The sequence below is a fragment of the Nocardia nepalensis genome, assembly GCF_048910785.1.
In the GTDB taxonomy this organism is placed as follows: Bacteria; Actinomycetota; Actinomycetes; order Mycobacteriales; family Mycobacteriaceae; genus Nocardia; species Nocardia nepalensis.
Window position 1 is genome coordinate 1 of the sequence record NZ_JBKBET010000018.1, and the last position, 12,580, is coordinate 12,580.

The following is a 12,580-nucleotide window of genomic DNA, read 5'->3' on the forward strand; positions in this document are numbered from 1 at the left end:
ACCCACACCCACCCCAGGGGGTTTGTGTGGTGCATCTGTATCTGTGTGTTGTTTCAGATACCGCACAGTGGACGCGTAGCTTCTTTGTTGGTAAGTCCTCGGCCGATTAGTACCAGTCACCTACACCCGTTACCGGGCTTCCAGTTCTGGCCTATCAACCCCATGGTCTGTGGGGGGCCTTAACCACTCGAAGGTGGTGAGAAACCTCATCTTGGAACAGGCTTCCCGCTTAGATGCTTTCAGCGGTTATCCCTTCCGAACGTAGCTAACCAGCAGTGCCCTTGGCAGGACAACTGGCACACCAGAGGTTCGTCCGTCCCGGTCCTCTCGTACTAGGGACAGCCTTCCTCAAGTTTCTGACGCGCGCGGCGGATAGAGACCGAACTGTCTCACGACGTTCTAAACCCAGCTCGCGTGCCGCTTTAATGGGCGAACAGCCCAACCCTTGGGACCTACTCCAGCCCCAGGATGCGACGAGCCGACATCGAGGTGCCAAACCATCCCGTCGATATGGACTCTTGGGGAAGATCAGCCTGTTATCCCCGGGGTACCTTTTATCCGTTGAGCGACACCGCTTCCACTTGCCGGTGCCGGATCACTAGTCCCGACTTTCGTCCCTGCTCGAGCTGTCACTCTCACAGTCAAGCTCCCTTGTGCACTTGCACTCGACACCTGATTGCCAACCAGGCTGAGGGAACCTTTGGGCGCCTCCGTTACATTTTAGGAGGCAACCGCCCCAGTTAAACTACCCACCAGGCACTGTCCCTGAACCAGATCATGGTCCGAGGTTAGAAGTCCAATACGATCAGAGTGGTATTTCAACGATGACTCCACCAACACTGGCGTGCCAGCTTCACAGTCTCCCACCTATCCTACACAAACCGTACCGAACACCAATACCAAGCTATAGTGAAGGTCCCGGGGTCTTTTCGTCCTGCCGCGCGTAACGAGCATCTTTACTCGTAATGCAATTTCGCCGAGTCTGTGGTTGAGACAGCAGAGAAGTCGTTACGCCATTCGTGCAGGTCGGAACTTACCCGACAAGGAATTTCGCTACCTTAGGATGGTTATAGTTACCACCGCCGTTTACCGGGGCTTAAATTCTCAGCTTCGCACCCCGAAGGGCGCTAACCGGTCCTCTTAACCTTCCGGCACCGGGCAGGCGTCAGTCCGTATACATCGTCTTACGACTTCGCACGGACCTGTGTTTTTAGTAAACAGTCGCTTCTCTCTGGTCTCTGCGACCACACCCAGCTCAGACCGCAAGGGCCATCACCAGACGTGGTCCCCCTTCTCCCGAAGTTACGGGGGCATTTTGCCGAGTTCCTTAACCACAGTTCTCTCGATCGCCTCAGTATTCTCTACCTGACCACCTGTGTCGGTTTGGGGTACGGGCCGTGTACCAACTCACTAGAGGCTTTTCTCGGCAGCATAGGATCACTGAATTCACCTCAATCGGCTACGCATCACCTCTCAGGCTCAATGTTGTGCGGATTTGCCTACACAACGCCCTACAGGCTTACACCAGTACAACCACTGACTGGCCCAGCTACCTTCCTGCGTCACCCCATCGCTTGACTACTACAGCAGGGGTCGTGCGCAGCCCCATCCAGCTTCCCGAAGGAAGTCTTTCAGGTTTTGGGCACTTAGCACCACTGATTCGCCATTGGGCGCGGATACACGGGTACGGGAATATCAACCCGTTGTCCATCGACTACGCCTGTCGGCCTCGCCTTAGGTCCCGACTCACCCTGGGCGGATTAACCTGGCCCAGGAACCCTTGGTCATTCGGCGGACGAGTTTCTCACTCGTCTTTCGCTACTCATGCCTGCATTCTCACTCGCATAGCCTCCACGGCTGGATCACTCCGCCGCTTCCATGGCTACACGACGCTCCCCTACCCATCCACACCACTGGAAGAAGATCCGTAGACCAACCTCGGTGTTATGTGTGAATGCCGCGGCTTCGGCGGTGTACTTGAGCCCCGCTACATTGTCGGCGCAGAATCACTTGACCAGTGAGCTATTACGCACTCTTTCAAGGGTGGCTGCTTCTAAGCCAACCTCCTGGTTGTCTTCGCGACTCCACATCCTTTTCCACTTAGTACACGCTTAGGGGCCTTAGCCGGCGATCTGGGCTGTTTCCCTCTCGACTACGAAGCTTATCCCCCGCAGTCTCACTGCCACGCTCTCACACACCGGCATTCGGAGTTTGGCTGATTTCGGTAAGCTTGTAGGCCCCCTAGACCATCCAGTAGCTCTACCTCCGGTGTGAAACACGTGACGCTGCACCTAAATGCATTTCGGGGAGAACCAGCTATCACGGAGTTTGATTGGCCTTTCACCCCTACCCACAGCTCATCCCCTCAGTTTTCAACCTAAGTGGGTTCGGGCCTCCACGACGTCTTACCGTCGCTTCACCCTGGCCATGGGTAGATCACTCCGCTTCGGGTCTAGAACATGCGACTGGAAACGCCCTATTCGGACTCGCTTTCGCTACGGCTACCCCACACGGGTTAACCTCGCCACATGCCACTAACTCGCAGGCTCATTCTTCAAAAGGCACGCCATCACCCACCCACCCGAAGGTGGCGCAGGCCCTGACGGATTGTAAGCGCACGGTTTCAGGTACTATTTCACTCCCCTCCCGGGGTACTTTTCACCTTTCCCTCACGGTACTAGTCCGCTATCGGTCACCAGGGAGTATTCAGGCTTACCGGGTGGTCCCGGCAGATTCACAGCAGATTTCACGGGCCCGCTGCTACTCGGGCACTTTTCACGAGAGCCAAGAAGTTTTCGTTTACCGGACTATCACCGTCTATGGCAGGCCGTTCCAGACCACTTCAACTAACAACTTGGTTTCTAACTCTCGCTCATCACGGCAGTGATGAGAAGAAAAGCCCCACTACCCCACACGGACAACGACTGCCGTCTATCACATCCGCATGGTTTAGCCTCATCCGCTTTCGCTCGCCACTACTCACGGAATCACTATTGTTTTCTCTTCCTGTGGGTACTGAGATGTTTCACTTCCCCACGTTCCCTCCACACACCCTATATATTCAGATGCGGGTAACACGACATCACTCGTGCTGGGTTTCCCCATTCGGAAATCCTCGGATCTCAGCTCGGTTGACAGCTCCCCGAGGCTTATCGCAGCCTCCTACGTCCTTCATCGGCTCCTGGTGCCAAGGCATCCACCGTACGCTCTTAAACACTTACTAACAAAGATGCTCGCGTCCACTGTGCAGTTCTCAAACAACACACCCACTCAAACCCCAACCCCGCACCAGCAGAAGACCTTTCAGCCTTCCCGGTATGACAGGAGATCCGAGCGGATCGTTATCTTGCCTGGAAAGAACGCCTGTTCTTTCAGGACCCAACAGTGTGTCGATATATTCACCGCGACCAACCACACAGGATTGATCGAATGCGATAAAGCTTGTCAGCGTTCCACCCATGAGCGTCCGCAGTTCTACATGTGAGAACTAAACGGTCTCTGACGCGGTCGAGGACGACTGTTCGAACCGACCAGCGTAGAAGTGCTCCTTAGAAAGGAGGTGATCCAGCCGCACCTTCCGGTACGGCTACCTTGTTACGACTTCGTCCCAATCGCCAATCCCACCTTCGACGGCTCCCTCCACAAGGGTTAGGCCACCGGCTTCGGGTGTTACCGACTTTCATGACGTGACGGGCGGTGTGTACAAGGCCCGGGAACGTATTCACCGCAGCGTTGCTGATCTGCGATTACTAGCGACTCCAACTTCACGGGGTCGAGTTGCAGACCCCGATCCGAACTGAGACCGGCTTTAAGGGATTCGCTCCACCTCACGGTATCGCAGCCCTCTGTACCGGCCATTGTAGCATGTGTGAAGCCCTGGACATAAGGGGCATGATGACTTGACGTCGTCCCCACCTTCCTCCGAGTTGACCCCGGCAGTCTCTCACGAGTCCCCGCCATTACGCGCTGGCAACATAAGATAAGGGTTGCGCTCGTTGCGGGACTTAACCCAACATCTCACGACACGAGCTGACGACAGCCATGCACCACCTGTACACCGACCACAAGGGGGCCTACATCTCTGCAGGTTTCCGGTGTATGTCAAACCCAGGTAAGGTTCTTCGCGTTGCATCGAATTAATCCACATGCTCCGCCGCTTGTGCGGGCCCCCGTCAATTCCTTTGAGTTTTAGCCTTGCGGCCGTACTCCCCAGGCGGGGTACTTAATGCGTTAGCTACGGCACGGATCCCGTGGAAGGAAACCCACACCTAGTACCCACCGTTTACGGCGTGGACTACCAGGGTATCTAATCCTGTTCGCTACCCACGCTTTCGCTTCTCAGCGTCAGTTACTTCCCAGAGACCCGCCTTCGCCACCGGTGTTCCTCCTGATATCTGCGCATTTCACCGCTACACCAGGAATTCCAGTCTCCCCTGAAGTACTCTAGTCCGCCCGTATCGACCGCAAGCCCACCGTTGAGCGGTAGGTTTTCACGATCGACGCGACGAACCGCCTACAAGCTCTTTACGCCCAGTAATTCCGGACAACGCTCGCACCCTACGTATTACCGCGGCTGCTGGCACGTAGTTGGCCGGTGCTTCTTCTACAGGTACCGTCACTTACGCTTCGTCCCTGTCGAAAGAGGTTTACAACCCGAAGGCCGTCATCCCTCACGCGGCGTCGCTGCATCAGGCTTCCGCCCATTGTGCAATATTCCCCACTGCTGCCTCCCGTAGGAGTCTGGGCCGTGTCTCAGTCCCAGTGTGGCCGGTCACCCTCTCAGGTCGGCTACCCGTCGTCGCCTTGGTAGGCCATTACCCCACCAACAAGCTGATAGGCCGCGGGCCCATCCTGCACCGATAAATCTTTCCACCACAAAACATGCATCCCGTGGTCATATCCGGTATTAGACCCAGTTTCCCAGGCTTATCCCGAAGTGCAGGGCAGATCACCCACGTGTTACTCACCCGTTCGCCGCTCGTGTACCCCGAAGGGCCTTACCGCTCGACTTGCATGTGTTAAGCACGCCGCCAGCGTTCGTCCTGAGCCAGGATCAAACTCTCCGTTGAAGACTCTCAATCACACCCCAAAGGATGCAATCAGAAGAATTAACCAGAGTCCGAAAACCTTGGCAAAATCAAACGCCAGCAAAAGTATTTGCTGACTAAAATGTCCAGCCCCACCACACGGGGGTATGAGGAGCCGGAACCAATAAATAATTGGCACTGACATTCATCGACACACTATTGAGTTCTCAAAGAACACACGCACACACATTCACTCCGGATTAAATCCGGGCTTCCGTGAGGCAACTTGGTGAAGCTTAGCCCAACCGTTCCCCGACACAAAATCAGGGTCCGTTCGAACCAGTGTGATCGTCAGGCGCTCCTCGTCCTACCTCGTTTCCCAGGCCGTTCGGCTCCGGGTCGGTGTCCGTGTCGCTCTGACTTGGATAAAGTTACTTACCGGCGTGCACGATGTCAAATCGCCTGGCCAGCGGGTGTTTACAACGAGTTCACCCAATTGCGGAGCAGCTGCGCGCCCGCATCACCTGACTTTTCGGGATGAAACTGCGTCGCCGACAGCGGACCGTTCTCGACGGCCGCCAGGAATGGGACACCGTGTTCTGCCCAAGTGAGCTTGGGCGTAGCGAAGTGTTCGCTCGGCGGCAGGTCCCAAGTCTGCGCGGCATAGGAGTGCACGAAATAGAAACGCGTATCGCTATCCATACCCGCGAACAGGACACTGTCGGACGGAGCCGACACCGTGTTCCAGCCCATATGCGGCAGCACGGGAGCGGAAAGACGCTCGACCACGCCCGGCCATTCCGCGCATCCCTCGGTTTCGACACCGAACTCGACTCCGCGCTCGAACAGGATCTGCATACCGACGCAGATTCCGAGCACCGGACGCGCACCGGCGAGGCGCTGGCCGATAATGCGCTCGCCTTTCACCTCGCGCAGTCCGGCCATGCACGCGGCAAATGCGCCGACACCGGGGACGACGAGTCCATCGGCGGCTAGCGCGATACCGGCGTCGGCGGTCACCTCGACATTCGCGCCCGCGCGGACCAGCGCGCGCTGCGCCGAGTGCAGATTGCCGGAGCCGTAGTCGAGCAGGGCGACAGTCTTGGTCATCACAGCGTCCCCTTCGTCGATGGCACACCGCTCACCCGCGGGTCCAGTTCGACGGCGGCGCGCAAAGCGCGTGCCACCGCCTTGAATTCGGCCTCGGTGATGTGGTGCTGGTCGCGGCCGTACAGCACCCGCACATGCAGGGCGATGCGGGCGTTCAGCGCGATCGACTCGAAAACGTGCCGGTTGAGGACGGTGGAATACGGCGCGCCCGGGCCGGAACCGGGGATCACCGCGTGCAGCAGGTGGTCGGGTTCGCCGGTGTGCACGCAGTACGGGCGGCCGGAGACGTCCACCGCGGCGTGCGCCATGGTCTCGTCCATCGGAATGAATGCGTCGCCGAAGCGGCGGATGCCGGACTTATCGCCCAGCGCCTTACCCAGCGCCTGGCCGAACACGATGGCGGTGTCCTCGACGGTGTGATGCGCCTCGATCTCGATATCGCCCTCGGCGCGCACGGTCAGGTCGAAGCTGGCGTGTGCGCCGAGCGCGGTCAGCATGTGGTCGTAGAACGGGACACCGGTGGAGATATCGGTCTTGCCGGTACCGTCCAGGTCCAGTTCGACGACGATATTGGATTCCTTGGTGACGCGCTCCACCCGCGCGGTGCGATTCATCGTTGCTTCCTCCACAGGCGGATTCATCGGATGGTGAGGTCGGTATCGGCGAGGGTGCCGCTGACGCTCAGGAATTCATCGTTCTCGGCGGCGAGACCGATGGTGGCGCGCAGATATCCGGGGATACCGACGTCGCGGATCAGCACACCGCCGTCCAGATAGTGCTGCCAAGCGCGCGGTGCATCGGTGAAGCGGCCGAAGAGCAGGAAGTTCGCATCGCTGGGGATCACGTCGAAACCCATGGCGCGCAACGCTTCCGCGACCCGGTCCCGCTGCGATGCCAGTTCGGCGACGCTGGCGAGGGTTTCGTCGGCGTGCCGCAGGGCCGCGCGGGCGGCGGCCTGAGTAACCACCGACAGGTGGTACGGCAGCCGCACCAGCAGCATCGCATCGATTACCGCGGGGGCCGCGACCAGGTAGCCGAGGCGCCCGCCCGCGAAGGCGAAGGCCTTGCTCATGGTCCGGGTGACCACGAGTTTCGTCGGATACCGATCGATCAGCGCGATCGCGCTCGGCTCGGCGGAGAACTCGCCGTATGCCTCGTCTACGACCACGATGCCCGGCGCGGCGGCCAGAATCCGTGCCAGGTCGGCCTGCGGAATGCTGTGTCCGGTCGGGTTGTTCGGGCTGGTCACGAAGACCACGTCGGGTCGACGCTCGGCAATGGTGGTGAGCGCGTAGTCGATATCGAGGGAGAAGTCGGCGTTGCGCTTGGCCTCTACCCACTCGGTATCGATGCCCTCGGAGATGATCGGGTGCATCGAATACGACGGCACGAAACCCAGTGCGCTGCGACCGGGTCCGCCGAAGGCCTGCAGCAGCTGCTGCAGGATCTCGTTGGAGCCGTTGGCCGCCCACACATTGGCGGTGCTCACCGCGACGCCGGTCTGGCGGGTCAGGTATTCGGCCAGGTCGGTGCGCAGGGCGACGGCGTCGCGGTCCGGGTAGCGGTGCAGATCGGTGGCGGCGGCGCGGATGGATTCGGCGACGTCGTCGACGAGGGCCTTACTCGGCGGGTGCGGGTTCTCGTTGGTGTTGAGCTGCACCGGGACCGTCAATTGCGGTGCGCCGTAAGGCTTTTTGCCGCGCAGGTTATCGCGCAGCGGTAGATCGTCGAGGCTGACTTCGGCACCGGGCACGGTGATCTCGGGGGTCATGCCAGCGCCTCGAATCGCGCCTGCACGGCCTGCCCGTGTGCGGGCAGATCCTCGGCATTGGCCAAGGCGACCACGTGACCGGCGACATCTTTCAACGCGGCCTCGGTGTATTCGACCACGTGGATGCCGCGCAGGAAGGTCTGCACGCTCAAGCCCGAGGAGTGCCGCGCGCAACCCGCGGTCGGCAGCACGTGATTGGAGCCCGCGCAGTAGTCGCCCAGGCTGACCGGGGCGTACGCGCCGACGAAAATCGCTCCGGCACTGCGCACCCGGGCCGCGACGGCCGGTGCGTCGGTGGTCTGGATCTCCAGGTGTTCGGCCGCGTAGGCGTTGATGACGCGCAGGCCCTGCTCGATATCGTCGACGAGCACGGTGCCGGATTGCTTGCCGGACAGCGCCTCTCGGACCCGGTGCGCGTGCTTGACCACGGTCATCTGCGCGCTGAGCGCGGCATCGACCGCATCGGCGAGTTCGGCGCTCTCGGTGACCAGCACGCTGGCCGCGAGCACATCGTGCTCGGCCTGGCTGATCAGATCCGCGGCCACGTGGGCCGGATCGGCGGTGGCATCGGCCAGGATCGCGATTTCGGTGGGTCCCGCCTCGGCGTCGATGCCGACCAGGCCGCGGCACAGTCGCTTGGCGGCGGTCACGTAGATATTGCCGGGACCGGTGATCATGTCGACCGGCTCGAGCTGGGCGCCATCGGTATCGAGGCCGCCGTAGGACAGCAGCGCGACGGCCTGCGCACCGCCGACCGCCCACACCTCCTCGACGCCGAGCAGCTTCGCGGCAGCAAGGATGGTCGGGTGCGGCAGCCCGCCGAACTGCGCCTGCGGCGGCGAGGCCACCACCAGCGAGTCGACGCCCGCCGCCTGTGCTGGCACCACATTCATCACGACGCTCGACGGGTAGACGGCATTGCCGCCGGGCACATAGAGCCCTACCCGCTCGACCGGCACCCAGCGCTCGGTGACCGTACCGCCGGGCACGACCTCGGTGGTGGTGTCGGTGCGCCGCTGATCGGCGTGCACCTTGCGGGTCCGCTCGATCGCGACCTCGAGCGCGGTGCGCACGGCCGGATCCAACTTGTCCAACGCGGCTTCCAGCTCGGCCGCGGGCACCCGCACGCTCGCTGGAATCACTCCGTCGAACTTCTCACTGAATTCCAGCGCCGCCGCGACCCCGCGATCCCGGATCGCCTCCACCACCGGCCGCACCTGATGCAACACCGAGTCCACGTCGACTCCCCCGCGCGGCAGCGCGGTGCGCAGCTCGGCAGCGGAGGGAGTACGGCCGCGCAGATCGACGCGGGCGAGCTCGATGCGGGATGTCATGAGGTCTGCGGTCCTGTCTGTCCTGATCGTTGGACGCCGGTTTCCGACGCCGAGCGGTCGGTATTCTCCGCTCCACTCCAGGTACCAGCCTATCGGTCCGCCACCACCGGATTTTCGCCGCGCCGGTGTTCGATGACGCACACTCGTTCCGGTGTCGAATCTGCTCGGGTCGGGCCGAGAAACAGCGATTCGCGACGTGCTGAAGTTGACTACGATGGCGTCATGTCCATTCCGCATGTTCAGCAGCCCGATCTCCCCGAGCGCATGACCTGGGAGGAGCTGGAGCGACTTCCCGAGGAGATCGCCGAGCAGATCGAGCTATGGGATGGGCGGGTGGTGTGGGTGCGCCGCGGTCCGTCCGAACATCAGGTCTTCATGGGACGTCTGTGGACTGCACTCGAGCGTTGCGCGCGCAAGGATATGTCGGATCGTCCCCAGCACTGCTGGCGAGCCGGTTTCGAGACCAACGTCTTTCTTGGACGCACCGGTAAGTCCGATTTCTTGACGCCGGACTTCCTCGTCCACCGCTGCCTCGAGTCGCCCTATCAGGATGTCCGTGGCGATGACGTCCTGCTGGTCGGCGAGGTCTTGTCCCCCTCGAACACACAGACCGACATCGAGGCCAAGAAGGGCCGCTACGCGAGCGCCGGAATCCCGTGGTACTGGGAAGTTCATCTGGCCCGCGAGGCCAGTGCGATCGCCACTGTGCGTGCCTACGCCCTCGAGACTGCTCCTGGCCGCCTCCCCGAGGGCGTCCACCCGTTGCATCCTGCCAACTACCTGCTGGCCGGTGAATGGGTACCCAACGACGAAAACGGCATCGAGATCGACTTCCCGTTCCCGATCTCGATCCCATGGGCTGAACTCGAGTACTAGCCGCGGTCTTTCGTACCGCAACCGCGATGCCCCGGTCCAAGATAGGGACCGGGGCATCGCGGGTATCAGGCCGCCACAAGGCGTTTGACGACCATCGGCTCAGCGAGGATTTGGGCCAGTACGTCGCGCACGTGGAAGAAGTGCGGGGTGGTGAAGTGCTCGTCGAGGGCCTCCGGGCCGGTCCATTCCTCGATCAACACCATGCGGGTTGAATCGTTGGGGTCGGTGTAAGGCTGGTAGACGAGGCAGCCGGGCTCGGCGAGGGAGGGTTCGATCATTGCTTCGAGTGCGGTGCGCAGCCGGTCTTCGCGACCTGGGTTGGCGCGGAATTCGGCAACTACGTGCAGTGTCATGTCGGTTTCCTTCGGGATTGTCGGGATCACCCGCGGGCGGGGCCGGTGCCCGCGCCGGTCGCGGTGATCGCGGTCTCGATCTCGGCGAGATCGTCGCTGGTGAGGGCGAGGTCGCTGGCGCCGAGCCAGCCGTCGATCTGGGTGGTGTTGCGGGCGCCGACGATCGCGCCGGTAACGCCGGGCCATGCGGTTGCCCAGGCCAGGGCCACTTCGGCGACGGTCACCTCGTGCCGGGCGGCGATCGGGCGCAGTGCCTCCACGAGGGCGAGGTTGGCGGACAGACCCGTGGTGAAATCGGGGTGCGATCGGCGCCAGTCCTCCTCGGGCAGGTTGCGCAGGCGTTCCTCGCTGAACGTGCCGGTGAGCAGGCCCGATTGCTGTGGTGAGTAGACGATCACGCCGGTGCCGTTCTCGCGTGCCCATGCGATATCGGCCGCGGCCGAGCGGTTGATCGCCGAGAACGGCGGCTGGATCGCATCGACGTGGGCGATGGATTCGGCGACCTGTAGCTGGTCCGCGTCATGGTTGGACAGACCGATGGCGCGCACCTTGCCCTCCTTCTTCAGATCGGCCATGACCTGCCAGTACTCCTCGAGCGGAGTGGCCTGGTCAGTGGCCTCGCCCTCGGCGCCGTAGACGAAAACCCCACCGGTATCCGGCCAGTGCACCAGGTAGAGGTCGATCTGATCGGCGCGCAGTCGGCGCAGCGAATTCTCGATCTCCTCGCGCACTACGTCGGGACGCATGATCCGGCGCGGTGGGCCGGAACGGTCGTCACCTTCCTCCCAGATCAGACCGGTCTTGGTGAACAGGTAGGGCCGTTCGGATTCGGGGATGTCGGCGAGGGCGCGGCCGACCAGCTCCTCGGAATGTCCGAGACCGTAGGCGGCCGCGGTGTCGATCCAGTTGATTCCGGCGCCGACCGCGTGCTGGATGGCGGCGATCGATTCGGCGTCGTCGGTGGCGCCCCAGGAGTACTGCCAACCGGATCCGCCGAAGACCCAGGTGCCGAAGCCGAGCGGGGTGATGCGCATGCCGGTGTCGCCGAAGGGGCGGGTGTCGCTCATTGTGTCTGTCTCCTCGTTGCCGGAACCGTTCCGGCTGTGACCTCTACTTTCGGCTCCCGCAAGGGCGGTAAACAGCGCCTCCCGAGCCTGGGCACACCATGACCACCCTGGCCCGCTATCGCCCGGTAATACTGGAATCGTGAATCTGGATCGACGCGCCGAACTAGGCGAATTCCTCCGTTCCCGACGGGCCCGCCTGAGCCCCGAGGAAGTGGGCCTGCCCGATTACGGCAGCCGCCGCCGGGTGCCGGGCCTGCGCCGCGAGGAGCTGGCCATGGTGGCCGGGGTCAGCGTCGATCACTATGTGCGCCTGGAACAGGGCCGTACCCTGCACTTTTCGGAGTCGGTGCTGGACGCCGTCGCGCAGGCGCTGCGACTGAACCAGGTGGAACGCGAGCATCTGTATCGGCTGGCCCGTCCCTGGTCCGGTGAGGAGCCGCCGGCCGAGCAGCAGGTCCGTCCCGGACTGCGCACGCTGCTGGACGCGGCCGCCGATGTGCCCGCCTACATCGTGGGCCGGGGCACCAATGTGCTCGCGTGGAACGCACTGGCCGCAGCGCTCATCACCGATTTCGGCGCGCTACCGCCGCGCGATCGCAATCTGGCCCGGCTGGTCTTCCTCGACGAGGGGATGCGGGAGCTGTACGAGGACTGGGCGGCGAAGGCGGCCGACGTCGTCGCCTATCTCCGGCTGGATATGGCACGCAACCCCGGCGATGCGGGCATCGCCGCACTAATCGACGAGCTGAGCGCCGAGCCGGAATTCCAAAAGCTATGGGAGCGGCACGAACTCAAGGACAAGACGCACGGGCGCTATGTGTACCTGCACCCGGTGGTCGGCAGGCTGGAGCTGGGTTTCGAGACGCTGCGCCTGCCCGACGATCCGGATCAGGCGCTGATCATGCACACCACCGAGCCGGATTCGCCGAGCGCAACGGCATTGCAGCTGCTGGCGACGTGGGCGCGGACCTCGGTGCGGGCGGGCTCCCACTCGGGGTGATTCGCGTGACCAGCGGGGTCGCTGAATTTCCGCTCGACGGTA

The 12,580-nt window shown here is 62.2% G+C and carries 8 protein-coding genes and 2 rRNA genes; 2 read left to right on the forward strand and 8 right to left on the reverse strand.

The genetic code is table 11. From position 1 onward, the window contains the following. Positions 1-86 precede the first annotated feature (86 nt). The 6 genes from ACHQ4I_RS10505 to hisD form a co-directional block, all read right to left on the reverse strand. Positions 87-3,223, reverse strand: a 23S ribosomal RNA gene (locus ACHQ4I_RS10505). A 329-nt stretch (positions 3,224-3,552) separates the two neighbouring features. Continuing rightward, a 16S ribosomal RNA gene (locus ACHQ4I_RS10510) occupies positions 3,553-5,069 on the reverse strand. Together the 16S and 23S rRNA genes form the textbook arrangement of a ribosomal RNA operon. A 435-nt stretch (positions 5,070-5,504) precedes the next feature. Further along, complete coding sequence (hisH, locus tag ACHQ4I_RS10515; protein WP_420771503.1) at positions 5,505-6,137, reverse strand: imidazole glycerol phosphate synthase subunit HisH; 633 nt, start codon at positions 6,135-6,137, stop codon at positions 5,505-5,507. After that, positions 6,137-6,751 (reverse strand): imidazoleglycerol-phosphate dehydratase HisB, encoded by a 615-nt coding sequence (gene hisB, locus ACHQ4I_RS10520; RefSeq protein ID WP_040688866.1) that lies wholly within the window; start codon positions 6,749-6,751, stop codon positions 6,137-6,139. Before hisB ends, hisH begins: the two co-directional genes overlap by 1 nt. 23 nt (positions 6,752-6,774) lie before the next feature. Next, entirely contained in the window at positions 6,775-7,908 is a 1,134-nt protein-coding gene (locus tag ACHQ4I_RS10525) for a histidinol-phosphate transaminase (protein ID WP_420771504.1), read from the reverse strand. Beyond that, positions 7,905-9,242, reverse strand: coding sequence for a histidinol dehydrogenase (gene hisD, locus ACHQ4I_RS10530; protein ID WP_420771505.1), 1,338 nt, complete (start codon positions 9,240-9,242; stop codon positions 7,905-7,907). Before hisD ends, ACHQ4I_RS10525 begins: the two co-directional genes overlap by 4 nt. A 222-nt stretch (positions 9,243-9,464) precedes the next feature. On the opposite strand from hisD, the gene ACHQ4I_RS10535 reads away from it, so the two are divergent. Next, positions 9,465-10,118, forward strand: a complete 654-nt coding sequence (locus tag ACHQ4I_RS10535; RefSeq protein ID WP_420771506.1) for a Uma2 family endonuclease — start codon at positions 9,465-9,467, stop codon at positions 10,116-10,118. 65 nt (positions 10,119-10,183) lie between these two features. On the opposite strand, the gene ACHQ4I_RS10540 is transcribed toward ACHQ4I_RS10535, so the two are convergent. Further along, positions 10,184-10,471, reverse strand: coding sequence for a putative quinol monooxygenase (locus ACHQ4I_RS10540; protein ID WP_420771507.1), 288 nt, complete (start codon positions 10,469-10,471; stop codon positions 10,184-10,186). 26 nt (positions 10,472-10,497) lie between these two features. Beyond that, positions 10,498-11,538 (reverse strand): aldo/keto reductase, encoded by a 1,041-nt coding sequence (locus ACHQ4I_RS10545; protein WP_420771508.1) that lies wholly within the window; start codon positions 11,536-11,538, stop codon positions 10,498-10,500. A gap of 139 nt (positions 11,539-11,677) precedes the next feature. Here ACHQ4I_RS10545 and ACHQ4I_RS10550 point away from each other — a divergent pair, with 139 nt between their 5' ends. Then, positions 11,678-12,538 carry a helix-turn-helix transcriptional regulator gene (locus ACHQ4I_RS10550; protein ID WP_420771509.1) on the forward strand — a complete coding sequence of 287 codons (861 nt, stop codon included), beginning with the start codon at positions 11,678-11,680 and terminating at the stop codon, positions 12,536-12,538. Positions 12,539-12,580 lie beyond the last annotated feature (42 nt).

What these genes read in the sequence shown, in the direction of transcription:
- ACHQ4I_RS10525 (WP_420771504.1), bottom strand. Translation starts at nt 7,908, where the DNA reads ATGACCCCCGAGATCACCGTGCCCGGTGCCGAAGTCAGCCTCGACGAT.
- hisD (WP_420771505.1), bottom strand. Translation starts at nt 9,242, where the DNA reads ATGACATCCCGCATCGAGCTCGCCCGCGTCGATCTGCGCGGCCGTACT.
- ACHQ4I_RS10540 (WP_420771507.1), bottom strand. Translation starts at nt 10,471, where the DNA reads ATGACACTGCACGTAGTTGCCGAATTCCGCGCCAACCCAGGTCGCGAA.
- ACHQ4I_RS10545 (WP_420771508.1), bottom strand. Translation starts at nt 11,538, where the DNA reads ATGAGCGACACCCGCCCCTTCGGCGACACCGGCATGCGCATCACCCCG.
- hisB (WP_040688866.1), bottom strand. Translation starts at nt 6,751, where the DNA reads ATGAATCGCACCGCGCGGGTGGAGCGCGTCACCAAGGAATCCAATATC.
- ACHQ4I_RS10535 (WP_420771506.1), top strand. Translation starts at nt 9,465, where the DNA reads ATGTCCATTCCGCATGTTCAGCAGCCCGATCTCCCCGAGCGCATGACC.
- hisH (WP_420771503.1), bottom strand. Translation starts at nt 6,137, where the DNA reads ATGACCAAGACTGTCGCCCTGCTCGACTACGGCTCCGGCAATCTGCAC.